The sequence below is a fragment of the Pseudomonas sp. MRSN 12121 genome (assembly GCF_000931465.1).
Taxonomy (GTDB): Bacteria; Pseudomonadota; Gammaproteobacteria; order Pseudomonadales; family Pseudomonadaceae; genus Aquipseudomonas.
Map to the genome: position 1 here is coordinate 51,024 of NZ_CP010892.1, position 24,715 is coordinate 75,738.

Here is a 24,715-nt window from a genome sequence, read left to right on the forward strand (position 1 = left end):
GCATGGCAACCGTAATGAAGAAGGTCGACGCGGTGATCGTCGGGTTTGGCTGGACCGGCGCGATCATGGCCAAGGAGCTGACCGAGGCCGGGCTCAATGTGCTGGCGCTGGAGCGCGGGCCCATGCAGGACACCTACCCGGACGGCAACTACCCGCAGGTGATCGACGAACTCACCTACAGCGTGCGCAAGAAACTGTTCCAGGACATTTCCCGGGAGACGGTCACCATCCGCCACAGCGTCAACGACGTGGCCCTGCCGAACCGCCAGCTGGGTGCGTTCCTGCCCGGCAATGGCGTGGGCGGCGCCGGCCTGCACTGGTCCGGCGTGCATTTTCGCGCCGACCCGATCGAGCTGCGCATGCGCAGCCACTACGAAGAGCGCTACGGCAAGAACTTCATCCCCAAGGACATGACCATCCAGGACTTCGGCGTCACCTACGAAGAGCTGGAGCCGTTCTTCGACTATGCGGAAAAAGTCTTCGGCACCTCGGGCCAGGCCTGGACCGTGAAAGGCCAGCTGGTCGGTGAAGGCAAGGGGGGCAACCCCTACGCGCCGGACCGTTCGGACCATTTCCCGCTGGAGTCGCAGAAAAACACCTACTCCGCGCAGCTGTTCCAGAAGGCGGCCGGCGAAGTCGGCTACAAGCCGTACAACCTGCCGTCGGCCAACACCTCGGGGCCGTACACCAACCCCTATGGCGCACAGATGGGGCCGTGCAACTTCTGCGGTTTCTGCAGCGGTTACGTCTGCTACATGTACTCCAAGGCCTCGCCGAACGTGAACATCCTGCCGGCCCTGCGGCCGCTGCCGAATTTCGAGCTGCGCCCCAACTCCCACGTGCTCAAGGTCAACCTCGACAGCACCAAGACCCGCGCTACCGGCGTCACCTACGTCGACGGCCAGGGCCGCGAGATCGAACAGCCGGCGGACCTGGTGATCCTCGGCGCGTTCCAGTTCCATAACGTGCGGCTGATGCTGCTGTCCGGCATCGGCAAGCCATACGATCCGATCACCGGCGAAGGCGTGGTGGGCAAGAACTTCGCCTACCAGAACATGGCGACCATCAAGGCCTACTTCGACAAGGACGTGCACACCAACAACTTCATCGGGGCTGGCGGCAACGGCGTGGCGGTGGACGACTTCAACGCCGACAACTTCGACCACGGCCCCCACGGCTTCGTCGGCGGCTCGCCGTTCTGGGTCAACCAGGCCGGCAGCCGGCCGATCGCCGGGACCTCCAACCCGCCGGGCACCCCGGCCTGGGGCAGCGCCTGGAAGAAAGCCACCGCCGACTACTACACCCACCAGGTGTCGATGGACGCCCATGGCGCCCACCAGTCCTACCGCGGCAACTACCTCGACCTCGATCCGGTATACCGCGACGCCTATGGCCTGCCGTTGCTGCGCATGACCTTCGACTGGCAGGAAAACGACATCAAGATGAACCGCTTCATGGTCGAGAAGATGGGCAAGATCGCCCAGGCGATGAACCCCAAGGCCATTGCCCTGCTGGGCAAGAAGGTCGGCGAGCACTTCAACACCGCGTCCTACCAGACCACCCACCTCAACGGTGGCGCGATCATGGGCACCGACCCCAAGACCAGTGCCCTGAACCGCTACCTGCAGAGCTGGGACGTGCACAACGTGTTCGTCCCGGGCGCTTCGGCCTTCCCCCAGGGCCTGGGCTACAACCCGACCGGCCTGGTGGCCGCGTTGACCTACTGGTCGGCCCGCGCGATCCGCGAGCAGTACCTGAAGAACCCCGGCCCGCTGGTCCAGGCATAAGGAGCGATGACCATGAAAACCCTCGTTATCGCCACCCTGGCCCTGCTCGGCAGCACCGCCCTCAGCGCCGCCGAAACCGATCCGCAGGCCTTGGTCAAGCAAGGCGAATACCTGGCTCGCGCCGGTGACTGCGTGGCCTGCCACACCGCCAAGGACGGCAAGCCGTTCGCTGGCGGGCTGCCGATGGAAACCCCGATCGGCACGATCTACTCCACCAACATCACCCCGGACAAGACCGGCATCGGCGAGTACAGCTTCGAGGACTTCGACAAGGCCGTGCGCCATGGCGTGGCCAAGAGCGGCGACACCCTGTACCCGGCCATGCCCTACCCGTCCTATGCACGGGTCAGCGATGCCGACATGCAAGCGCTGTATGCCTACTTCATGAAAGGCGTGGCGCCCGTGGCCCAGGAGAACCGCGACAGCGACATTCCCTGGCCGCTGAGCATGCGCTGGCCGCTGGCCGGCTGGCGCTGGCTGTTCGCGCCGAGCGTGGCGGACCTGCAAGGCCAGGCGGCGCCAGCGCCGGCCGGCCAGGACCCGCTGGTCGGCCGCGGCGCCTACCTGGTCGAAGGCCTCGGCCACTGTGGCGCCTGCCACACGCCACGGGCCCTGACCATGCAGGAGAAGGCCCTGAGCGCCGGCGAAGGCAGCCAGTTCCTGGCGGGCAGCGCGCCGCTGGAAGGCTGGATCGCCAAGAGCCTGCGCGGCGACCACAAGGACGGCCTCGGCAGCTGGAGCGAGGCGCAACTGGTGCAATTCCTCAAGACCGGCCGCAGCGACCGCAGCGCGGTATTCGGTGGCATGAGCGATGTGGTGGTGCACAGCATGCAGTACATGTCCGACGAGGACCTGACGGCCATTGCGCGCTACCTCAAGTCGCTGCCGGCTGTAGACCCCAACGACCAGCCGCACCAGTACGACAAGCAGGTGGCCGAGGCCCTGTGGAAAGGTGACGACAGCAAGCCGGGCGCGGCGGTGTACATCGACAACTGCGCGGCCTGCCACCGCACCGACGGCCATGGCTATACCCGCGTGTTCCCGGCGCTGGCGGGTAACCCGGTGCTGCAAAGCGCCGACGCTACGTCGCTGATCCATATCGTGCTCAAGGGCGGCACTCTGCCGGCCACCCACACCGCGCCATCGACCTTCACCATGCCGGCGTTCGCCTGGCGCCTGTCGGACCAGGAGGTGGCCGATGTGGTCAACTTCATCCGCACCAGCTGGGGCAACCAGGGTTCCGAGGTGAAGGCCGCGGACGTCGCGGGGCTGCGCAAGGGCGACCTGCAGAGCACCTCGAACGACGACCTGGGCCAGGTGACGAAGCACAGCGGCGGTTGACCGGGCGTTATCGCGGGCAAGCCGGATCGCCGCCCGCTCGCTCCACGGGATTACCCCGACTGTAGGAGCGAGGCTTGCCCGCGATGCGCGTCGCCAGACGCGCGCTTCCAGCCCAACGGCGCTTTGCAGAAATTCCAACCTCCATTACTGTATATAAATACAGTAATGGAGCGCCTCCCATGTCCACCCCCCTGCCCCCGCGCGGCCGTGGCACCGCGACCAACCCGCACAACCGCTTCGCGCCCCAGCGTTCGGAGGCCTTCGACGACGGCTGGCACCAGGAGGTGCCGTTGACCCAGGGCACCGAGGTGCGCTTCGAAACGGCGAAATCCATCATCACCCGCAACAGCTCGCCGGACCTGCCCTTCGACCGCTCCATCAACCCCTATCGCGGCTGCGAGCACGGCTGCATCTACTGTTATGCGCGGCCCAGCCACGCCTACTGGGACATGTCTCCCGGGCTGGATTTCGAGACCCGGCTGATCGCCAAGAGCAATGCCGCTTCGCTGCTCGAACAGCAGCTGTCCAGGCCCGGTTATCGCTGCGCGCCGATCAACCTGGGCTCCAACACCGACCCTTATCAGCCCATCGAGCGCGAACACCGGCTGACCCGCCAGACCCTGGAAGTGCTGTTGCGCTACCGGCATCCGGTGACCATCGTCACCAAGGGTTCGCTGATCCTGCGCGATCTCGACCTGCTGGCCGAGCTGGCCAGGCAGCGACTGGTGGCGGTGATGATCAGCCTGACCACCCTGGACGACGAGCTCAAGCGCATCCTCGAACCCCGGGCGGCGGCGCCCAAGGCGCGGTTGCGGGCGATCCGGGTGATGCGCGAGGCGGGGATCCCGGTCGGGGTGCTGTGTTCGCCGATGATTCCGATGATCAACGACAGCGAGCTGGAAAGCCTGCTCGCCGAGGCTCGGGCCGCCGGCGCGCAAAGCGCGGCCTACATGATGCTGCGCCTGCCCCTGGAAGTGGCGCCGCTGTTCGAGGAATGGCTCGAGGCCCACTATCCGCAGCGGGCGGCCCATGTCCTGAGCCTGATCCGGCAGTGTCGCGGCGGCGAACTCTACGACAGCCGCTTCGGCGTACGGATGCGCGGCGAAGGCCCCTTCGCCGCCCTGCTGGCGCAACGGTTCGCCAAGGCCAGCAAGCGCCTGGGGCTCGACCGGCGCGAAGGTTATGACCTCGATTGCACGGCCTTCTGTCCGCCCGGCGCGCAGATGTCGTTGCTCTAGGAACAATTGACCTAAGGTGCAGTAGTGCCTGGTGCACCTTACGCTTACGCTGACCACCTTCTGGCTGCGCCAATAGTGGCGTTTTAGAGCGCTCCGTTCAGTTTGAGTTAAGTTTGGAGGGCTAGTTTGTTCATCGAGGGACCTGTGGGTCGCCCCCAGCGTTCTGGTTGTTTTTTAATCAAACGCTGGTGTCATGCTGGATAAAACCGGAAAATTCCCCCAAGGGTCTGCGCGGAAAGTGGGCGAGCGACGGTCAGGCATGGCAACGGCCGGCGTGCGACGCCATACCACTTTTCGACAGAGCCAAATCGGTCAAAGAGGATGAATCACATGAGTGACAAGGATAAACAGCCGTTGGCTGCGCCGGCTTCAGCGTCCACAGAGGCCGCGGAAAGTGCCGACGCAGCGCTGCAGACAATCGTTGACGGCTTTTTGCATTTTCATCACGAGGTCTTCCCGCAGCAGGAAGAACTGTTCAAGAAACTCGCCAAGGCCCAGCGGCCCCGGGCGATGTTCATTGCCTGCGCGGACTCGCGCATCGTTCCCGAACTGATTACCCAGAGCGCCCCGGGCGACCTGTTCGTGACCCGCAACGTCGGTAACGTGGTGCCGCCTTACGGGCAGATGAACGGCGGCGTGTCCACGGCCATCGAATACGCGGTCATGGCGCTGGGCGTGCATCACATCATCGTCTGCGGCCATTCGGACTGTGGCGCCATGCGCGCGGTGCTCAACCCGCAGAGCCTGGAAAAAATGCCGACGGTCAAAGCCTGGCTGCGCCACGCCGAAGTGGCCAAGACCATGGTTCACGAGAACTGCGATTGCGTTGACGAGAACGCCAGCATGCACGTGCTGACCGAAGAGAACGTCATCGCCCAGTTGCAGCATTTGCGCACCCACCCGTCGGTGGCTTCGCGCATGGCCAACGGCCAGTTGTTCATCCATGGCTGGGTGTACAACATCGAAACCAGCGAAATCAAAGCCTACGACGCGGACCAGGGATGTTTCCTGCCGCTGGATGGACGTCATCCGATCCCGGTTGCGACGCCTAAAGCGCGCTTCTAGAGCCTCCTAAATCCCGTGTGGTTCAGCCATGACTGCCGTCAGCGCAGTCAGGCTTCGCCACGCCTGCAAAAAGCTTCAGGAGAATCATCATGCGTGCAGCACGACTGAAAGCTGTTTTGCCACGGGAGCTGCTGGCTTCCGTGGTGGTGTTCCTGGTGGCCCTGCCGTTGTGCATGGGGATCGCGATTGCGTCCGGCCTGCCGCCGGCCAAGGGGTTGATCACCGGGATCATCGGTGGCCTGGTGGTGGGCTGGCTGGCCGGCTCGCCCCTGCAAGTCAGCGGCCCCGCCGCGGGGTTGGCGGTACTGGTGTTCGAGCTGGTGCGCCAGCATGGTATCGCCATGCTCGGGCCGATCCTGCTCCTGGCCGGCCTGCTTCAATTGGTGGCCGGGCGCCTGCGCCTGGGTTGCTGGTTTCGCGTCACGGCGCCGGCGGTGGTCTACGGCATGCTGGCCGGGATCGGGGTGTTGATCGTGCTCTCCCAGGTGCATGTCATGCTCGACGCCCAGCCCCAGGCGTCCGGCCTGGATAACCTCGCGGGCTTCCCCGCGGCGGTGGCCCAGGCGCTGCCGAGCCTGGGCGGCGGGTTTGGCTGGCAGGCCGGGTTGCTCGGCTTGTCGACCATGGCCGTGATGTTCCTGTGGGAAAAACTGCGCCCGCATTCCCTGCGCTTCATCCCTGGCGCGTTGCTGGGCGTGGGCCTGGCGACCCTGGCCAGCCTGGCCCTGGCGCTGCCGGTCAAACGGGTGGAAGTCCCGGCCAACCTCGCCGAGGCAATCGACTGGCTGCGTCCGGCCGACCTGCTCAACCTGGCGGATCCGACGCTGCTGATCGCGGCCTTCGCCGTGGCCTTTATCGCCAGCGCCGAAACCCTGTTGTCGGCTGCCGCGGTGGATCGCATGCACAACGGGGTGCGCTCGGACTTCGACCGTGAACTGTCGGCGCAGGGGGTTGGCAACATGCTTTGCGGGCTGCTCGGGGCGTTGCCGATGACCGGGGTGATCGTGCGCAGCTCGGCCAACGTCCAGGCCGGCGCGACCACGCGGCTGTCGACGATCTTCCACGGCCTGTGGCTGCTGGCGTTCGTGCTGTTGCTGTCCAGCGTGCTGCAGAGCATTCCGGTGGCCAGCCTGGCGGGCGTGCTGGTGTACACCGGCTTCAAGCTGGTGGACCTCAAGTCGTTCCGCAAGCTGGGTCGCTACGGGCCGATGCCGATGCTGACCTACGGCGTGACCGCGCTGGCGATCGTCTTCACCGACCTGTTGACCGGGGTGTTGATCGGTTTCGGCCTGACCCTGGTGAAGCTGGCCTGGGGCGCCTCGCGCCTGAAGATCAGCCTGATCGACCTGCCGGCCGACGGCGAGATGGAGTTGCGCCTGGTGGGCGCCGCGACCTTCCTCAAGGTCCCGGCACTGACCCAGGCGCTAGGCAGCATTCCCCCGGGCACCACGGTGCATGTGCCGCTCAATAACCTGGGGTATATCGACCACGCCTGCCTGGAACTGCTCGAGGAGTGGGACCGGGCCAACGCCGCCAAGGGCTCGAAGCTGGTGATCGAGTCGCGCGGGTTGAAGCGTCGGCTGGAGGGACGCCTGCACACCACAGTGGGGGTGAGCCCGGCGTCGAAAGGCGTAAGCCGGGCATGAAGCCTCTGTAGGAGCACAGCTTGCGTGCGATGGGTGCGCCGAGGTCTCTCTGAAGCGCCGCACCATCGTTCATCGCGGGCAAGTCGGATCGCCGCCCGCTCGCTCCTACAGAGTTTCGATGGCTTCAGGCTGCCGGCTGGTCGAGCTCCAGCTCCACGCCCAGCTGGCGCGACAGACACGGCCAGCGTTTCCAGGCCGCTTCGGTGTCGGGGCTGTTGAGTTTCTCCCGGTAGGCCTCGACCGACTCGAGGGCGAAGCTCTCTTCGTCGAGCATGCTGTCGACCGCGTGATGCACCGCTTCATCCAGCTGGTTGGCGAAGGTTTCGCCGATCAGTTGGTGCGCGATCAGGTTGGCCACGGTGGTATCCAGCGGGATCAGCGGCTGGCCGAAGTGAGTGATGTACAGGTCGTTGACCTCCTCCACCAGGCGGTGGGCCAGGTAGGCCTCGTCCAGCAGGCCGTCCAGGCCTTCGTGCCCGGCCATGATGGCGGGTGGCTGAAGGAAGAACTGCTCGGCGATCTTCAGCACCGGCTTGATCTGCGACTCGATGCCGGCTTCGCGCGCGACTTCGTTGGCAGCGTCCAGCAGGTCCGGGACCTGGTCGATGTAAGCGGCGACAAAACGGGTCATCACCCCCTGGGCGTCCACTTCGGGGAGCTGGATGGCGGGGTGCAGGTGCGGCAATTGGGTTTCCAGCTGGCGGCGCAAATAACCACTGCCGGACTCATGCTGATGGGCTCGTTGGATCTGCTCGCGCAATGCGGCGGTGTTCATGAATACTCCAGGAAACAAGGGCAATTTAATAGGGAAGACATAAGTTAGCCTGCTCACGAAACCGCTTAAGACGCATTTTTCATAATCACGTCACAGTTAGACGCCCAGGTTATATCTCTTCGCCATCGTTCTCCCCTCTATCCCTTTCCTGCCGTGGCCTATAAGGCTGCACGAAACTGTTTCAGGCGTTTTACGAGCCTGCGTTGCGAGGTCGAAGTCGCTGTCTATACTCGGGGCTGTATGAAGTTAGCTGATGACGCCCGACTGCATGTGCAGCGAGGCTCGGCGGTTTAAGTTCGTAGTCTAGGCAGCCGCTCCCTTGCCGCAGGTGAAAGCCGGCGGGATAACAAGAACGATAAGGGGAACCCGCAATGATGCGACATCCACAAGTCTGGATGGGCCTCCTGTTGTGGTCGGTATTCAGCCAGGCGCATGGCGCCTGGACGGTGAATATGGCGCCTGGAGCGACTGAAATCAGTCACGCGGTATTCGACCTGCACATGACCATCTTCTGGATCTGTGTGGTGATCGGCGTCATCGTCTTCGGCGCCATGTTCTGGTCGATGATCCTGCACCGCCGCTCCACCGGCCAGGAAGCCGCCCGATTCCATGAAAGCACCACGGTCGAGATTCTCTGGACGGTGGTGCCGTTCGTGATCCTGGTGGTCATGGCCATTCCCGCCACCGCGACCCTGATCAAGATGTACGACACCAGTGAGCCGGATGTGGACATCCAGATCACCGGCTATCAGTGGAAGTGGCACTACAAATACCTGGGCCAGGACGTCGAGTTCTTCAGCAACCTGGCTACCCCCGCCGAGCAGATCCACAACCAGAGCGCCAAGGGCGAGCATTACCTGCTGGAGGTCGACCAGCCGCTGGTGCTGCCGATCGGCGCCAAGGTGCGCTTCCTGGTGACCTCGGCCGACGTCATCCATTCCTGGTGGGTGCCGGCCTTCGCGGTCAAGCGCGACGCGATCCCCGGTTTCGTCAACGAGGCCTGGACCCGGATCGACAAGCCCGGCCTGTACCGCGGCCAATGCGCCGAGCTGTGCGGCAAGGACCACGGCTTCATGCCGATCGTGGTCGACGTGAAGACCCAGGCCGACTACGACACCTGGCTGGGCGAGCGCAAGGCCGAAGCGCTCAAGCTCAAGGAGCTGACCAGCAAGGAATGGACCCTCGAAGAACTGGTGGCCCGTGGCGACAAGATCTACCACACCACCTGTGTTTCCTGTCACCAGGCCGAAGGCCAGGGGCTGCCGCCGATGTTCCCGGCCCTCAAGGGCTCGAAGATCGCCACCGGTCCGAAGGAAGGTCACTTGAACCTCGTCTTCCACGGCAAGCCCGGCACCGCGATGGCGGCCTTCGGCAAGCAGCTGTCGGAAGTCGACCTGGCCGCGGTGATCACCTACGAACGCAACGCCTGGGGCAACAACAAGGGCGACATGGTGACGCCCAAGGATGTCCTGGCTCTGAAACAGGCGGAAAGCAAATGACCCGGTCCATTGCGTGTTCCCGGAACCGGTCGGGGCGTGCCGCCCTCGATCGTCCAGCCCACCCGTTTACAGGAGACAGGTCATGAGCGCTGTGATCGACGACCACGGCCACGCCGGCCATGACGAGCATGCCCATGGCCCCGCCAAGGGCCTGATGCGCTGGGTGCTGACCACCAACCACAAGGACATCGGCACCCTGTACCTGTGGTTCGCCTTCACCATGTTCCTGCTCGGCGGCTCGTTCGCCATGGTGATCCGCGCCGAGCTGTTCCAGCCCGGGTTGCAGATCGTCGAACCGGCGTTCTTCAACCAGATGACCACCATGCATGGCCTGGTGATGGTCTTCGGCGCGGTGATGCCGGCGTTCGTCGGCCTCGCCAACTGGATGATCCCGCTGATGATCGGCGCCCCGGACATGGCGCTGCCACGGATGAACAACTTCAGCTTCTGGCTGCTGCCGGCGGCCTTCCTGATGCTGGTCTCGACCCTGTTCATGCCGGGCGGCGGGCCGAACTTCGGCTGGACCTTCTACGCCCCGCTGTCCACCACCTACGCGCCGGAAAGCGTGACCTTCTTCATTTTCGCCATCCACCTGATGGGCATCAGCTCGATCATGGGCGCGATCAACGTGATCGCTACCATCCTAAACCTGCGCGCCCCCGGCATGACCCTGATGAAGATGCCGCTGTTCGTCTGGACCTGGCTGATCACTGCGTTCCTGCTGATCGCGGTGATGCCGGTGCTGGCCGGCTGCGTGACCATGATGCTGATGGACATCCACTTCGGCACCAGCTTCTTCAGCGCCGCCGGCGGTGGCGACCCGGTGCTGTTCCAGCATGTGTTCTGGTTCTTCGGCCATCCCGAGGTGTACATCATGATCCTGCCGGCCTTCGGCGCCGTCAGCTCGATCATCCCGGCCTTCTCGCGCAAGCCGCTGTTCGGCTACACCTCGATGGTCTACGCCACGGCGAGCATCGCCTTCCTGTCGTTCATCGTCTGGGCGCACCACATGTTCGTGGTCGGCATCCCGCTGGTGGGCGAGCTGTTCTTCATGTACGCCACGATGCTTATCGCGGTGCCGACCGGGGTCAAGGTGTTCAACTGGGTCAGCACCATGTGGCAGGGCTCGCTGACCTTCGAGACGCCGATGCTGTTCGCCGTGGCCTTCGTGATCCTGTTCACCATCGGCGGTTTCTCCGGGCTGATGCTGGCCATCGCCCCGGCGGACTTCCAGTACCAGGACACCTACTTCGTGGTCGCGCATTTCCACTACGTGCTGGTGCCGGGCGCGATCTTCGGCATCTTCGCCTCGGCCTACTACTGGCTGCCGAAATGGACCGGCCACATGTACGACGAAACCCTGGGCAAGCTGCACTTCTGGCTGTCCTTCATCGGCATGAACATGGCGTTCTTCCCGATGCACTTCGTCGGGCTGGCGGGCATGCCGCGGCGGATTCCGGACTACAACCTGCAGTTCGCCGACTTCAACATGGTCTCGTCCATCGGTGCGTTCACCTTCGGGGCCACGCAGATCTTCTTCCTGTTCATCGTCATCAAGTGCATCCGTGGCGGCGCGCCTGCGCCCGCCAAGCCCTGGGACGGCGCCGAAGGGTTGGAGTGGAGCGTGCCGTCGCCGGCGCCATACCACACCTTCAGCACGCCGCCGGAAGTGAAATGAACGGCCCGCCGCGCTACCCACGGGCCTGTGGAACGGCAGGAGGTTGCTGATGGCCGAGGTCTCGATGAAGAAGCTGGTCACCCGCCTGTTGCTGGTGGTGACGGCGATGTTCGTCTTCGGGTTTGCCCTGGTGCCGATCTACGACGTGATGTGCAAGGCGCTCGGGATCAATGGCAAGACCGGCGGGCAGTACTCCGGCGAGCAGCAGGTCGATGCCTCGCGCCAGGTGCGCGTGCAGTTCCTGTCGACCAATGCGATCGACATGGTCTGGGAGTTCTATCCCAAGGCCGACGACATCGTGGTTCATCCCGGTGCGGTGAACGAGATGATCTTCATCGCCCGCAACCCCAGCGATCACCCGATGAGCGCCCAGGCGATCCCGAGCATCTCGCCGAGCAGCGCGGCGATGTATTTCCACAAGACCGAATGCTTCTGCTTCACCCAGCAAGTGCTGCAACCCGGTCAGCAGATCGAGATGCCGGTACGTTTCATCGTTGACCGCGACATGCCCAAGGATGTGAAGCACCTGACGCTGGCTTACACGCTGTTCGATATCACCGCGCGTCATCCACCGGTGGCCGTGAGCACCAACACCGGCGGTTAAGACGTTCAAGCGTGCCCGATAAGGAGAACAACAAATGGCAACTCATGAGCATTACTACGTTCCCGCCCAGAGCAAGTGGCCGATCATCGCCACGCTGGGCATGTTCGTTACCGTGTTCGGCCTGGCCACCTGGTTCAACGACCTCAAGGCCGCACGACCCGAGTCCCATGGCCCGCTGATCTTCTTCGTCGGGGGCCTGTTGCTGGCCTACATGCTGTTCGGCTGGTTCGGCGCGGTGATCAAGGAAAGCCGTGCCGGGCTGTACAGCGCCCAGCTGGATCGCTCGTTCCGCTGGGGCATGAGCTGGTTCATCTTTTCCGAAGTGATGTTCTTCATCGCCTTCTTCGGCGCGCTGTTCTATGTGCGCCATGTGTCCGGCCCGGCCCTGGGCGGCGAAGGCAGCAAGGGCATCGCGCACATGCTCTGGCCGAACTTCGAGTTCGTCTGGCCATTGCTTAACAACCCCGATTCCAAGCTGTTCCCACCCCCGAAGGAAGTCATCAGCCCCTGGGGCCTGCCGCTGCTCAATACCGTGCTGCTGGTCAGTTCCAGCGTCACCGTGACCATCGCCCACCATGCCTTGAAGAAAGGCCATCGTGGCGCGCTGAAGATCTGGCTGGCGCTGACCGTGCTGCTCGGCTGTGCCTTTCTCGGCTTCCAGGCCGAGGAATACCTGCACGCCTACCACGAGCTGGGGCTGACCCTGGGCTCGGGCATCTACGGCGCCACCTTCTTCATGCTCACCGGCTTCCACGGCGCCCACGTGACCATCGGCACATTGATCCTGTTCGTGATGCTGATGCGCATCCTGAAGGGGCATTTCGACGCCGAGCACCAGTTCGGGTTCGAAGCGGCCAGCTGGTACTGGCACTTCGTCGATGTGGTGTGGATCGGCTTGTTCGTCTTTGTCTACGTGCTCTGAGCCCGCCGTTACCAGGGGGCGTGCGACACCAGCTGGCCGCTGAAGAAGCCCCAGGCGATCAGCCCGACGGTGATCGCGGCCAGGCACACACGAACGGTCAGCGACCTGAGCAGGCGATGGGAGCTGCTGTCGTCCTTGACCAGAAAGAACAGCCCGCTGAACAGGCTGACGAGCGTGGCGATCAGCATCAGGACGATGGCCGCTTTAAGCATGGTGGGGGCTCCCGGGGGGAAACGCGATGCGCTTGAGTATAGCCAGTCGATCTCGTCACTTTCTGGCGTTGCCATGAACGGCTTTCGCCCGGGCGTGGTGCCGACGCTGGTGGTGCTGGCCTTGCTGCCGGTGCTGGTGGCGCTGGGTTTCTGGCAGCTGGGACGAGGCGAACAGAAACGCGAACTGCTGGCCAGCTACGCCGAACGACGGGTCGCCGCGCCGCTTGGCGTGGACGAGCTGCAAGCCGCCGCCGATCCGGCGTTTCGCCGGGTGCGATTGCACGGCCGGCTGGATGCCGAACACAGTCTGCTGCTCGACAACCGCCTGCACGACGGCAAGGTCGGGGTCGAGCTGCTGCAACCCTTTCTCGACCAGGCCAGCGGCCAGTGGCTGCTGCTCAATCGCGGTTGGCTGCCCTGGCCGGACCGGCGCACGCCGCCGGCGTTCAGCACCCCGGAACAGGCGCTGGACCTCGACGCCTGGGTCTATGTCGCGCCGGGCGCGACCTTCCAGCTGCATGCCGACCCGCGCGACGCCCAGTGGCCGCGGCTGGTGACGACGGTCGACGCCGCCGGGCTGTGGCGCGAGTTGGGGCGTGGCGGGTTTGCCCACGAGTTGCGCCAGGAGCGCGGCCCGGGCGCCTACCTGACCGAATGGCCGGTGGTGGCCATGGGGCCGGAAAAACACTTGGGCTATGCCGTGCAGTGGTTCGCCATGGCGCTGGCCCTGGGCGCTTTGTACCTCTACTTCGGATGGCATAACGCAAGGGAGAAAAAACATGGGAGCGGCCATGAATCCACCCAACATTTCTGAGGCCCGCGCGCGCCACCAACGGCGCCGTGGCCGCTGGCAACTGCTGCTGATCGTGGCCATGGTGATCGGCCCGATGATCCTCGCCACCGGCATGTACAAATTGCAGTTCTGGGTGCCGGACAGCCGCACTTATCACGGCGAGATGATCGGCAACGGCCAGAGCCGCGCGGACCTCGGGGTCCAGGCCGACGAGGCGCGCTGGCAACTGCTGGTCACGGCCCCGCGGGACTGCGCGGTGGACTGCCAGCAACTGGTGTACCTGGCGCGGCAGATCCAGATCGCCCTGGGCCGCGACGCCTCCCGGGCCAGCCACGCCCTGGCCGCCGCCCAGCCGCTGAGCGAGGAGTACGCGGCCAGGCTGCAACGCGAATACCCACAGTTGCAACGCTATCCCCTGGACCCGTCGGCCTCCGCCAAGGGCGCCAATGCCCAGGGCGCGCCGCAGCTGTGGATCGTCGACCCGCACGGCAACCTGGTCCTGCGCTACGACGCCCGGGTCAAGGGCAAGGACCTGCTCAACGACCTGCGGCACCTGCTGAAACTGTCGAACATCGGATAGGGGCATCGTCATGGCCAAACCCGGATTTCGCCTCGCCTTGTTCGCCACCTTGCTGGCATTGATCGTGGTGCTGCTCGGCGCCTATACCCGGCTGACCCATGCCGGCCTCGGCTGCCCGGACTGGCCGGGCTGCTACGGCTTCATCGGCGTGCCGAAAAGCGAAGCCCAGCTGGCCCATGCCGAACTGCACTTTCCCGATGCGCCGGTGGAAGCCCACAAGGGCTGGAACGAGATGATCCACCGCTATTTCGCCGGCACCCTGGGCCTGCTGATCGTGCTGCTGGCGGCACGTTCCTGGACGCACCGGCATCACCCCGGGCAACCGCTGAAGCTGCCGCTGTTCCTGCTGTCGGTGGTGTTCGCCCAGGCCCTGTTCGGTATGTGGACGGTGACGCTCAAGCTGTGGCCGCAGGTGGTCACCGCGCACTTGCTGGGCGGTTTCGCCACCCTCAGCCTGCTGTTCCTGCTGACGCTGCGCCTGTCCGGTGTGTTGCCGGCGCTGATCGTGCCGCGGCGCCTGCAGTACTGGGCCACGGCCGGGCTGGTGCTGGTGATCGGGCAGATCGCCCTGGGCGGCTGGGTCAGCTCCAACTACGCGGCGGTGGCCTGCATCGACCTGCCGACCTGCCATGGCCAGTGGTGGCCGGCGGCGGATTTCGCCAACGGCTTTCACCTGACCCAGCATATCGGCCCCAACTACCTGGGCGGGCAGCTCGACAGCGAGGCTCGCACCGCCATCCACCTGACCCACCGCCTGGGCGCCCTGCTGGTGACCCTGGTGCTGCTGGGCCTGGCCTGGCAGTTGAAGCATGTGGGCATGACGCGCCTGGCCGGGCTGGTGCTGGTAGCGCTGGGCGCGCAGGTCGGCCTGGGCATCAGCAACGTGCTGTTCCACCTGCCGCTGCCGGTGGCCGTGGCTCATAACGCCGGGGGCGCGGCGCTGCTGCTGACCCTGGTGCTGGTCAACTATCACGCCCGCACCAGCCTGGTCCGCGCCCGTACGCACCTGCCGCTGGGCTGGCGCTTGAGCCCGCGTAAACAGGCGGCCGGGCCCATCACGATAAAAGGAGAGATGCCATGGCGACTCTGATCGGTGAACGCCACCGCCAGGCGATCTGGCGGGACTACCTGGAGCTGACCAAGCCCAAGGTGGTGGTCCTGATGCTTATCACCTCGCTGGTGGGCATGTTCCTCGCCACCCGTGCCGGGGTGCCGTGGACGGTGCTGGTGTTCGGCAACCTGGGTATCGCTCTGTGCGCCGGCGCGGCCGCGGCGGTGAACCATGTGGTGGACCGGCGGATCGACGCGGTCATGGCCCGCACGCACAAGCGGCCCTTGGCCGAGGGCCGGGTCTCGCCGTCGGCGGCGCTGGGTTTCGCCCTGTTGCTGGCGCTCGCCGGGCAAGCCTTGCTGCTGGCCTTTACCAACCCGCTGACCGCCTGGCTGACCCTGGCCTCGCTGCTCGGCTACGCGGTGATCTACACCGGCTTCCTCAAGCGCGCGACGCCACAGAACATCGTGATCGGCGGCCTGGCCGGCGCCGCGCCGCCGTTGCTGGGCTGGGTCGCGGCCACCGGGCATGTGACGGCCGAGCCGCTGTTGCTGGTGCTGATCATCTTCGCCTGGACCCCGCCGCACTTCTGGGCGCTGGCCATCCACCGCAAGGAGGAATACGCCAAGGCCGACATTCCGATGCTGCCGGTGACCCACGGCGAGCATTACACCAAGGTGCATATCCTGCTCTACACCTTCGCCCTGCTGGCGGTCAGCCTGCTGCCCTACGTGATCCACATGAGCGGCATGCTCTACCTGGTCTGCGCGCTCGGCCTGGGCGCGCGCTTTCTGCAATGGGCCTGGGTGCTGTACCGTGGCAGTCGGCCGCACGCGGCGATCGGCACCTTCAAGTACTCTATTTATTACTTGTTCCTGCTGTTTATCGCGCTGCTCGTAGACCACTACCTACTGTTGAACCTATGACTCGAACTCAGAAAACCGTCTTTATTCTCGTGGCGCTGGTGGCCCTGGTGCTGGGGCTCACCGTCAACAAAGTGCTGACCGGCAAGAACCAGGGCGACCCCACGGCGCTGATCGATGCCGGGATCATCCTGCTGCCCCAGAGCCGCACCCTGCCGGACGTGAAAATGACCGACCAGGAAGGCCAGCCGGTGCAGCTCGACGCGCTCAAGGGCAAGTGGAGCCTGCTGTTCTTCGGCTACACCTTCTGCCCGGATATCTGCCCGACCACCCTCGCCCAGCTGCGCCAGATCAAGAGCGAGCTGCCCAAGGAGGCGCTGGACAAGCTGCAGGTGGTGCTGGTCAGCGTCGACCCGAACCGCGACACGCCGCAGCAGCTGAAACAGTACCTGGGCTACTTCGACAAGGACTTCAAGGGCCTGACCGCGACCTCGGTGGCGGACGTGCAGAAGCTCGCCAATGCGGTGAGCATCCCCTTCATCCCGGCGGACACCAGCAAGCCCAATTACACCGTCGACCACAGCGGCAACCTCGCGGTGATCGGTCCGGACGGCACCCAGCGCGGCTTCATCCGCGCGCCGCTGAACAACCAGAAACTGGTGGCCCAGCTGCCGGTGATGCTGCAACGCAAGTAACCCGGGAATACCGCGTTATCGTTTATCGCACGCAAGCTGTGCTCCTACGCGCTTCTGTAGGAGCACAGCTTGCGTGCGATGAAATCACTGCGGTCCATCCGAAACGAAACGGGGCGCCCTGAGGCGCCCCGTTTGTGTTTCTGCAGCCGATCAGAACGCCGGAACCACGGCGCCTTTGTACTTCTCGAGAATGAACTGCTTCACTTCCGGGCTGTGCAGCGCGGCAACCAGCTTCTTCATGGCGGCCGAATCCTTGTCGTCGGGACGGGCCACCAGGATGTTCACGTAAGGCGAATCCTTGCCTTCGATCACCAGGGCGTCCTTGGACGGATCCAGCTTGGCTTCCAGGGCGTAGTTGGTGTTGATCAGCGCCAGGTCGACCTGGGTCAGCACGCGCGGGATGGTCGCGGCTTCCAGTTCGCGGAACTTCAGGTCCTTGGCGTTCTCGGTGATGTCCTTCACGGTGGACAGGATGTTGTTGGCGTCCTTGAGCTTGATCACGCCGGCCTTGGCCAGCAGCAGCAAGGCACGGCCGCCGTTGGTGGCGTCGTTGGGGATCACCACGGTGGCGCCGCCTGGCAGTTCGTCGAGCTTCTTGAACTTGCTGGAGTAGGCGCCCAGCGGCTCCAGGTGCACGCCGGCGACGTTCACCAGGTGAGTGCCCTTGGCCTTGTTGAACTCATCGAGGTAGGGCTGGTGCTGGAAGAAGTTGGCGTCCAGGCGCTTTTCGGCGACCTGCACGTTTGGCTGGACGTAGTCGGTGAAGACCTTGACCTTCAGGTCCACGCCTTCCTTGGCCAGCGCCGGCTTCACGAATTCGAGGATCTCGGCGTGGGGCACCGGGGTGGCGGCCACGGTCAGGGTGTCGGCGGCGTGCGCGGAGAACGCGGCCACGGCGGCGAAAGCGACGAGTAGTTTTTTCATCCAGCTAGCTCCTTGTGAGGCGCCCGGTGCAGGGCGCCTGCCGGCCAGGGCCGACTTATTTTCGGGAAAAGTGCACCACCAGCTTGTCGCCGACGGTTTGCAGAACTTGAACCAGCACCAGCAACAGCACCACGGTGACCACCATGACGTCGGTCTGGAAGCGCTGGTAGCCGAAGCGGATCGCCAGGTCGCCGAGACCGCCCGCGCCCACCACGCCGGCCATGGCGGTGTAGGACACCAGGGTAATCGCGGTCACGGTAATGGCCGCGAAAATGCCCGGGCGGGCTTCCGGCAGCAGGGCGTTGGTGATGATCTGCCGGGTGCTGGCGCCCATCGACTGGGTGGCTTCGATGATGCCGCGGTCGACTTCGCGCAGGGCGGTTTCCACCAGGCGCGCGAAGAACGGCGTGGCGCCGACCACCAGCGGCGGGATCGCCCCGGCGACGCCCAGCGAGGTGCCGGTGATGAGCACGGTGAACGGGATCATCACGATCAGCAGGATGATGAACGGCAGCGAGCGCAGGATGTTCACCAGCAGCGACAGCAGCGCGTAGAGGCCCTTCTGCTCCAGCAGTTGGCGCGGGCTGCAGAGGAACAGCAGCACGCCCAGGGGCAGGCCCAGCAGCACAGTGAACAGCAGCGAGCCGCCGAGCATCAGCAAGGTGTCGCCGGTGGCCAGCCAGATTTCGTACCAGTCGATATTGGCGAAGAAACTTGTCAGCAGTTCCATTAGCGCAGCACCTCCATGTGGACATCCGCCGCAGTGAAGTGGGCGAAGGCCGCCTCCATGTCACCGCCGGTGATGGCCAGGGTCAGTTGCCCGTAAGGGACGTCTTTGATGCGGTCGATACGGCCGGCGAGGATGCTGTAGTCCACTCCGGTCTCGCGGGCCACGGTGCCCAGCAGCGGCGCATAGGTGGCGTCGCCCTGGAAGGTCAGGCGCACGATGCGCCCCGGCACGTGGGCAAAGTCGTCGCGCTGTTCGCTTTCGTCGACCTGCTCGTCTTCCTGGACGAAGCGCTTGGTGGTCGGGTGCTTGGGATGCAGGAACACCTCGGCCACCGAACCCTGCTCGACGATCACCCCGGCGTCCATCACCGCCACCTGGTCGCAGACGCGACGGATCACATCCATTTCATGGGTGATCAGCACGATGGTCAGTTTCAGTTCGCGGTTGATCTCGGCCAGCAGTTGCAGGACCGACGCGGTGGTCTGCGGGTCCAGGGCGCTGGTGGCTTCGTCGCACAGCAGGATCTTCGGCTTGGTCGCCAGGGCACGGGCGATGCCCACACGCTGCTTCTGCCCGCCGGAAAGCTGGGCCGGGTACTTCTTCGCGTGGTCGGCCAGGCCGACCCGGGCCAGCAGCTCGGTCACGCGCTGGTCGATCGCGCTGCGCGACAGCTCGCCGGCCAGGGTCAGCGGCAGCGCGACGTTGTCGGCCACGGTCTTGGAGGCCAGCAGGTTGAAGTGCTGGAAGATCATCCCGACCTGCTGGCGGAAACGGCGCAGGCCGTTGGGGTCCAGGGCGGTGACTTCTTCGCCGTCGACGACGATCTTGCCGCCGCTGGGGTTTTCCAGGCGGTTGATCAGACGCAGCAAGGTACTTTTGCCTGCGCCGGAATGGCCGATCAGGCCGAATACCTGGCCATTCTCGACCTTCAGGCTGGTCGGATGCAGCGCGGGAATATCCTTACCGGCGACCCGGTAGGTTTTATGGACGTTTTGAAACTCGATCACGTAGCGAACCTTGTGGGGCGCGTTAGAAAAGGATCAGCGGTTAGCCGGGCGCGCATTTTAGCCTGTCCGTATAGAGGTTCTTAGCATTTATTTCGTAAACATCCTTCGATTTGGCAATAACGCGATCAAAGGTCATAAAAAAGGAACGGCGCCAAAGCTCATCAGTCACTGATTTAGCCACTCGAAAAAACCAGGTGCCGTGCCTGGTGATGTTGACCGAAGAAGCCCCCGCCCCATCGGGGCTTCGCCAACGAGGAGTCTTGTCTGATGAGCACCAAGAAACCGAGCGTCCCGAACAGCCAGCTGGCCGGGACCGATACCCTGGATCGCGGTAACACCAACAGCAAGCTGCAAAGCCTGGAAGCCTTCCGTTCCGATGCCAGCGAGCAGGCCCTGCGCACCAACCAGGGGGTGAAGATCGCCGATAACCAGAACACCCTGAAGGTCGGCGCCCGGGGCCCTTCGCTGCTGGAAGACTTCATCATGCGTGAGAAAATCACGCACTTCGACCACGAGCGGATTCCGGAGCGCATCGTCCACGCCCGCGGCACCGGCGCCCATGGCTACTTCCAGACCTACGAGAATCATTCGGCGCTGACCAAGGCCGCATTCCTGCGCGATCCCGGCAAGAAGACCCCGGTGTTCGTGCGTTTCTCGACGGTGCAGGGGCCGCGCGGCTCCGGCGACACCGTGCGCGACGTGCGCGGCTTTGCCGTGAAGTTCTTCACCGACGAGGGCAACTTCGACCTGGTGGGCAACAACATGCCGGTGTTCTTCATCCAGGACGCGATCAAGTTTCCCGACTTCGTCCACGCGGTCAAACCCGAGCCGCACAACGAGATCCCCACGGGCGCTTCGGCCCACGACACCTTCTGGGACTTCGTGTCGTTGCAGCCGGAGTCGGCGCACATGGTGATCTGGGCCATGTCCGACCGGGCGATCCCGAAAAGCCTGCGCAGCATGCAAGGCTTCGGCGTGCACACCTTCCGCTTCATCAACGCCGAGGGCACGTCCAGTTTCGTCAAATTCCACTGGCGTCCCGCAGCGGGCACTTGCTCGCTGGTGTGGGACGAGGCGCAGAAGCTGGCAGGCAAGGACACCGACTTCCATCGTCGCGACCTGTGGGAAGCGATCGAGGGCGGCGATTACCCGGAATGGGAGCTGGGCGTGCAGGTGATCAGCGAGGACAACGAGCACAGTTTCGATTTCGACATCCTCGACCCGACCAAGCTGATTCCCGAGGAACTGGTGCCGATCACGCCCCTGGGCAAGATGGTGCTCAACCGCAACCCGGACAATTTCTTCGCCGAGACCGAGCAGGTCGCCTTCTGCCCGGGGCATATCGTGCCGGGGATCGACTTCTCCAACGACCCGCTGCTGCAGGGCCGGCTGTTTTCCTATACCGACACCCAGCTCAGCCGTCTCGGCGGGCCGAACTTCCACGAGCTGCCGATCAATCGTCCGCTGGTGCCGATCCACAACGGCCAGCGCGATGCCGTGCACCGCAGCACCATCGACAAGGGGCGGGCCTCCTACGAACCCAATTCCATCGACGGCGGCTGGCCGAAAGAAACCCCGCCAGCGCCGGAGAATGGCGGGTTCGAGAGCTATCACGAGCGCATCGACGCGGACAAGATCCGCCAGCGCAGCCCCTCGTTCAGCGATCACTTCTCCCAGGCGCGGCTGTTCTACAAGAGCATGAGCCCGCATGAGCAGGAGCACATCATCGGCGCCTACAGCTTCGAGCTGGGCAAGGTCGAGCGCGAGTGGATCAGGGCGCGCCAGGTGAACGAGATCCTGGCCAATATCGATCTCGAACTGGCCGCGCGGGTGGCCCGCAACCTCGGTTTGCCGGCGCCCAAGGCGGGCACTGTCGAGGTGCCGCAGCCGGCACTCGACCGCTCGCCGGCCCTGAGCCAGGCCAACCTGCTGTCGGGGGATATCAAGACGCGCAAGATCGCGGTCCTGGTGGCCGACGGCGTCGACGGCCAGGCCATCGACGACTTGAAAAAGGCCCTGGAAGCGGAGGGCGCCCACGCCAAATTGCTCGGGCCGACCTCGGCGCCCGTGACCACGGCGCAGGGCAAGGTCCTGCCGGTGCATGCCTCCATGGAAGGGCTGCCGTCAGTGGTGTTCGATGCGGTGTTCGTGCCGGGCGGCGCGAAGTCGGTGCAGGCCCTGGGCGGCGATGGGGTGGCCCTGCATTACCTGCTCGAAGCCTACAAGCATCTGAAGGCGATTGCCTTGCAGGGCGAGGCCAAGCAGCTGCGGGATGTGCTCAAGCTGCAAGCGGATGCGGGGCTGATTGTCGGCGGGGATGCCAAGGCGTTGCGGGCGTTCTTTGACGCGATCGCCCAGCATCGGGTCTGGGAGCGGGAGCCGAAGACCAAGGCGATTCCGGCCTGACCTTTTGATGCTTCCGTAGGAGCACAGCTTGCGTGCGATGGGGGCGCTACGGTTTCTCGGTAGCGCCGCCCGCACGGCAGGCTATTGGGCTTTGCGTGGGGTCAAGACCATCTGGGCCGGGATGTGGCGCAGGATCTGCCGTTCGATCTGCAGGTCGAACGCCCCGTCGAGCTTCTTCACGCGCTTGCTCAGCAAGGTCTTCAGCCAGGGGTAGTCTTCGGTGCGCGGCGCCTGGATGCTGACGTCGCACTGATAATTCACCACATCGGCGGCGATCGCATCGAGTTGCCGCCGCAGTTGCTTGATATCGCGCAGGTTCAGCGCAACGGTGGTGCTTTCGGCGGCCGGGTCGATCAACTTGGCGGCCGGCCTGGCTTCGGCGGCCTTGAGGGCGGCTTCGGCTTTTTCCAGCTCGGCTTTACGGGCCTGGGTGATGGCGCCGTTGACGCCGCCGGTCAGGGCCGGCGCCTTGGGCATCAGCGCGCGAGCGCGGCTCAGGGCGGTGGCGGCAGCGTTGACATCACCTTTTTGCAGGACGATCTGGCTGCGTTGCAGATAGGCTTCGGCCAGCTGGCGCTGGTACTGCTCGAGCTGCGGATCGTCGGGCGACTGGCTCTGCAAGGCGCTGAGCTGGTCTTCGGCGGTGGCCAGCTCGCTGCTGGCGATACTTTGTTGCAGCTGTGCCAGGGCCGTGGCCCGGGCATCGGGGGCTTCGACCGGCGGGGTGCTCTGGCAGGCGCCCAGCAGCAGGGAAAATGCGACAAGGAGCAGATAACGGGAGGCGAACGGCTTCATTCCTGCGACTCTCTAATTGCGCAAAAAGCGAGCAAGTCTACACCCCTCGACGGGGCAGAACAAAACTCAGCAGAAACAAGGCGGCCGCCGTGACCACGATCGAGGGTCCTGCCGGGGTGTCCTTGAACCACGACAGCGCCAGCCCGCCAGCGACCGCGAGCATGCCCAGCAGGCTCGCGCCCAGGGCCATCTGTTCCGGGGAGCGGGCGTGACGTTGCGCCGCAGCCGCCGGGATGATCAGCAGCGAAGTGATCAGCAGCACGCCGACGATCTTCATCGCGACCGCAATCACCACCGCGATCAACAGCATCAATGCCAGGCGCAGAGACGCCACCGGCAAGCCCTCGACCCTGGCCAGCTCCTCGTGCACGGTGATCGCCAGCAACGGTCGCCACAGGGCTACCAACAGCAGCAGGACCGCGGCGCTGCCGCCGAGGATCCACGCCAGGTCGCCGGGGCTGATCGCCAGCAGGTCGCCGAACAGATAGGCCATCAGGTCGATCCGCACGTCATGCATGAAGCTTAGTACCACCAGCCCGAGGGAGAGCGTGCTGGGGGCGAGAATCCCCAGCAGCGTGTCGGACGCCAGCGGCTGGCGCTGTTGCAGAGTGACCAGCAGCACCGCCAGCAGCAGGCAGCCGACGGTTACCGCCACCGCCGGGCTGACATCCAGCAGGAAACCCAGGGCCACGCCAAGCAGGGCGGCGTGGGACAGGGTGTCGCCGAAATAGGCCATGCGCCGCCAGACCACGAAGGACCCCAGGGGGCCGGCCACCAGTGCCAGCGCCAGGCCTGCGAGCAGGGCGTAGAACAGAAAATCAGCCATGCTTGCAGCTATCTCCATGGACATGAACGTGGCCGGCGACCGGCCCGGTGACGACCGAGCCATGCAAGTCGTGGGCGTGGTCGTGATGGTGGTGGTAGATCGCCAGGCTGGGCGCGTTCTGGCCGAATAGCTCGACGAAGGCCGGATCGCCGCTGACCTGTTCCGGGTGGCCGGAGCAGCATACGTGGCGATTGAGGCAGACCACCTGGTCGGTGGTGCTCATCACCAGGTGCAGGTCGTGGGAGACCATCAGCACGCCGCAGCCATGGCGGTCGCGCAGGCGGGTGATCAGGCTGTAGAGCTCGGCCTGGCCGGCGACATCCACCCCTTGTACCGGCTCGTCGAGTACCAGCAGTTCCGGCTCGCGCAACAGGGCGCGGGCCAGCAGTACGCGCTGCATTTCCCCGCCGGACACGTTTTGCACCGGGCTGTCGATGACTTGCTCGGCGCCGACTTCCTTCAGCGCGGCCAGCGCGGCCGCGCGGTCCACGCCCGGCACCAGGCGCAGGAAGCGCAATACCGACAGCGGCAAGGTGGGGTCGACATGCAGCTTTTGCGGCATATAGCCGACCCGCAGCTTGGGCTTGCGCCAGACGCTGCCGCTGTCGGGCTTGAGCAGCCCGAGCACGGCGCGCACCAGCGTGGTCTTGCCGGCGCCGTTGGGGCCGATCAGGGTGACGATCTGCCGCGGTTCGACGCTGAGCTGGATATTCTCCAGCACGGGCTGCCCGGCGAAGGTCACCGCGACCTGGTCGAGGCGGATCAAGGCAGTGCTCATCAGGCCCCCTGGCAAGCCGAGCAGAGGCCGACCACTTCGACGGTCTGGCCTTCGACGACGAAGCCGACGTCGCGGGCGCTGCTGACGATCGCGTCGCTGATGGACTTCTGTTCGAGTTCGATGGCGACATGGCACTCGCGGCAGATCAGGAACTGGCCCTGGTGCGCGTGTTCCGGGTGGTTGCAGCCGACGAAGGAGTTGAGCGAGGCGATCCGGTGGACCAGGCCGTTTTCCAGGAGGAAGTCCAGGGCGCGGTACACGGTGGGCGGCGCGGCGCGACGACCATCCTGCTCGCTGAGCACGGCGAGGATGTCGTAGGCGCCCAGCGGCTTGTGACTTTGCCAGACCAGCTCCAGCACCCGCCGGCGCAGGGCGGTCAGGCGCAGGCCCTGGCGCGCGCACAGGACATCGGCCTCGGACAGCGCGCTGTGCACGCAGTGAGAGTGGTCGTGGGGGCGACTGGCGAGGGGTGTTTTAGGCATGAGCGGCGACGATAATTG

23 protein-coding genes and 1 pseudogene are annotated in these 24,715 nt (G+C 64.9%); 15 read left to right on the plus strand and 9 right to left on the minus strand.

The features are described from left to right. Nucleotides 1-2 precede the first annotated feature (2 nt). From TO66_RS00265 to TO66_RS00285, 5 genes are all read left to right on the plus strand, one after another. Nucleotides 3-1,787, plus strand: a complete 1,785-nt coding sequence (locus TO66_RS00265; RefSeq protein WP_044460427.1) for a GMC family oxidoreductase — start codon at nt 3-5, stop codon at nt 1,785-1,787. Nucleotides 1,788-1,799: 12 nt separating this feature from the next. After that, a complete protein-coding gene (locus TO66_RS00270; RefSeq protein ID WP_044460428.1) occupies nt 1,800-3,128 on the plus strand; it encodes a cytochrome c in 1,329 nt (442 codons plus the stop codon). A gap of 179 nt (nt 3,129-3,307) precedes the next feature. Next, the gene (locus TO66_RS00275; RefSeq protein ID WP_044460429.1) at nt 3,308-4,366 is read left to right on the plus strand and encodes a PA0069 family radical SAM protein; all 1,059 of its coding nucleotides are present in this window, start codon (nt 3,308-3,310) and stop codon (nt 4,364-4,366) included. A 330-nt stretch (nt 4,367-4,696) separates the two neighbouring features. Next, on the plus strand, nt 4,697-5,431 hold the full coding sequence (locus TO66_RS00280; protein WP_044460430.1) for a carbonic anhydrase: 735 nt from the start codon (nt 4,697-4,699) through the stop codon (nt 5,429-5,431). 89 nt (nt 5,432-5,520) lie between these two features. Then, nucleotides 5,521-7,077 carry a SulP family inorganic anion transporter gene (locus tag TO66_RS00285; RefSeq protein ID WP_044460431.1) on the plus strand — a complete coding sequence of 519 codons (1,557 nt, stop codon included), beginning with the start codon at nt 5,521-5,523 and terminating at the stop codon, nt 7,075-7,077. Between the two features lie 124 nt (nt 7,078-7,201). Here TO66_RS00285 and TO66_RS00290 read toward each other — a convergent pair whose 3' ends face one another. Next, complete coding sequence (locus TO66_RS00290) at nt 7,202-7,852, minus strand: hypothetical protein (protein WP_044460432.1); 651 nt, start codon at nt 7,850-7,852, stop codon at nt 7,202-7,204. Nucleotides 7,853-8,223: 371 nt separating this feature from the next. Between TO66_RS00290 and coxB the strand changes: the two genes are divergently transcribed. The 4 genes from coxB to TO66_RS00310 all read left to right on the plus strand — a co-directional run bounded on the left by coxB (nt 8,224) and on the right by TO66_RS00310 (nt 12,555). Then, on the plus strand, nt 8,224-9,351 hold the full coding sequence (gene coxB, locus TO66_RS00295; protein WP_044460433.1) for a cytochrome c oxidase subunit II: 1,128 nt from the start codon (nt 8,224-8,226) through the stop codon (nt 9,349-9,351). 82 nt (nt 9,352-9,433) lie between these two features. Then, on the plus strand, nt 9,434-11,029 hold the full coding sequence (gene ctaD, locus TO66_RS00300) for a cytochrome c oxidase subunit I (protein ID WP_044460434.1): 1,596 nt from the start codon (nt 9,434-9,436) through the stop codon (nt 11,027-11,029). A gap of 49 nt (nt 11,030-11,078) precedes the next feature. Continuing rightward, nucleotides 11,079-11,633, plus strand: coding sequence for a cytochrome c oxidase assembly protein (locus TO66_RS00305; RefSeq protein ID WP_044460435.1), 555 nt, complete (start codon nt 11,079-11,081; stop codon nt 11,631-11,633). Nucleotides 11,634-11,667: 34 nt separating this feature from the next. Beyond that, nucleotides 11,668-12,555, plus strand: coding sequence for a cytochrome c oxidase subunit 3 (locus tag TO66_RS00310; RefSeq protein WP_044460436.1), 888 nt, complete (start codon nt 11,668-11,670; stop codon nt 12,553-12,555). Between the two features lie 8 nt (nt 12,556-12,563). On the opposite strand, the gene TO66_RS00315 is transcribed toward TO66_RS00310, so the two are convergent. Continuing rightward, complete coding sequence (locus TO66_RS00315) at nt 12,564-12,767, minus strand: twin transmembrane helix small protein (RefSeq protein ID WP_044460437.1); 204 nt, start codon at nt 12,765-12,767, stop codon at nt 12,564-12,566. A gap of 73 nt (nt 12,768-12,840) precedes the next feature. Here TO66_RS00315 and TO66_RS00320 point away from each other — a divergent pair, with 73 nt between their 5' ends. Genes TO66_RS00320 through TO66_RS00340 form a run of 5 tightly spaced genes read left to right on the plus strand, consistent with a single transcriptional unit; the run spans nt 12,841 to nt 16,749 of the window. Continuing rightward, on the plus strand, nt 12,841-13,581 hold the full coding sequence (locus TO66_RS00320) for an SURF1 family protein (RefSeq protein ID WP_044460438.1): 741 nt from the start codon (nt 12,841-12,843) through the stop codon (nt 13,579-13,581). After that, entirely contained in the window at nt 13,547-14,140 is a 594-nt protein-coding gene (locus tag TO66_RS00325; RefSeq protein ID WP_044460439.1) for a hypothetical protein, read from the plus strand. The genes TO66_RS00320 and TO66_RS00325 overlap by 35 nt, the downstream gene beginning before the upstream one ends. A gap of 10 nt (nt 14,141-14,150) precedes the next feature. Further along, complete coding sequence (locus TO66_RS00330; RefSeq protein ID WP_044460440.1) at nt 14,151-15,230, plus strand: heme A synthase; 1,080 nt, start codon at nt 14,151-14,153, stop codon at nt 15,228-15,230. After that, a complete protein-coding gene (gene cyoE, locus TO66_RS00335) occupies nt 15,218-16,117 on the plus strand; it encodes a heme o synthase (protein ID WP_044460441.1) in 900 nt (299 codons plus the stop codon). The genes TO66_RS00330 and cyoE overlap by 13 nt, the downstream gene beginning before the upstream one ends. Further along, nucleotides 16,114-16,749, plus strand: coding sequence for an SCO family protein (locus tag TO66_RS00340; protein WP_044460442.1), 636 nt, complete (start codon nt 16,114-16,116; stop codon nt 16,747-16,749). The genes cyoE and TO66_RS00340 overlap by 4 nt, the downstream gene beginning before the upstream one ends. Before the next feature lie 150 nt (nt 16,750-16,899). On the opposite strand, the gene TO66_RS00345 is transcribed toward TO66_RS00340, so the two are convergent. The 3 genes from TO66_RS00345 to TO66_RS00355 are packed head-to-tail and all read right to left on the minus strand — an operon-like array spanning nt 16,900 to nt 19,410. Beyond that, nucleotides 16,900-17,673, minus strand: coding sequence for a MetQ/NlpA family ABC transporter substrate-binding protein (locus TO66_RS00345; protein ID WP_044460443.1), 774 nt, complete (start codon nt 17,671-17,673; stop codon nt 16,900-16,902). A 55-nt stretch (nt 17,674-17,728) separates the two neighbouring features. Beyond that, nucleotides 17,729-18,403, minus strand: coding sequence for a methionine ABC transporter permease (locus tag TO66_RS00350; protein ID WP_044460444.1), 675 nt, complete (start codon nt 18,401-18,403; stop codon nt 17,729-17,731). Next, nucleotides 18,403-19,410, minus strand: coding sequence for a methionine ABC transporter ATP-binding protein (locus TO66_RS00355; protein WP_044460445.1), 1,008 nt, complete (start codon nt 19,408-19,410; stop codon nt 18,403-18,405). Before TO66_RS00355 ends, TO66_RS00350 begins: the two co-directional genes overlap by 1 nt. 255 nt (nt 19,411-19,665) lie before the next feature. On the opposite strand from TO66_RS00355, the pseudogene katE reads away from it, so the two are divergent. Then, nucleotides 19,666-21,816, plus strand: a pseudogene (katE, locus tag TO66_RS00360) (catalase HPII); the annotation flags it as partial. Between the two features lie 81 nt (nt 21,817-21,897). Here the strand turns inward: katE and TO66_RS00365 are convergent. Genes TO66_RS00365 through zur form a run of 4 tightly spaced genes read right to left on the minus strand, consistent with a single transcriptional unit; the run spans nt 21,898 to nt 24,697 of the window. Continuing rightward, nucleotides 21,898-22,611: a PA5502 family lipoprotein gene (locus tag TO66_RS00365; RefSeq protein ID WP_044460447.1), complete on the minus strand. Its 714-nt coding sequence runs from the start codon at nt 22,609-22,611 to the stop codon at nt 21,898-21,900. Between the two features lie 37 nt (nt 22,612-22,648). After that, a complete protein-coding gene (znuB, locus tag TO66_RS00370; RefSeq protein WP_044460448.1) occupies nt 22,649-23,437 on the minus strand; it encodes a zinc ABC transporter permease subunit ZnuB in 789 nt (262 codons plus the stop codon). Then, complete coding sequence (gene znuC, locus TO66_RS00375) at nt 23,430-24,215, minus strand: zinc ABC transporter ATP-binding protein ZnuC (RefSeq protein WP_044460449.1); 786 nt, start codon at nt 24,213-24,215, stop codon at nt 23,430-23,432. The genes znuB and znuC overlap by 8 nt, the downstream gene beginning before the upstream one ends. Beyond that, the gene (gene zur, locus TO66_RS00380) at nt 24,215-24,697 is read right to left on the minus strand and encodes a zinc uptake transcriptional repressor Zur (protein WP_044460450.1); all 483 of its coding nucleotides are present in this window, start codon (nt 24,695-24,697) and stop codon (nt 24,215-24,217) included. Before zur ends, znuC begins: the two co-directional genes overlap by 1 nt. Nucleotides 24,698-24,715 lie beyond the last annotated feature (18 nt).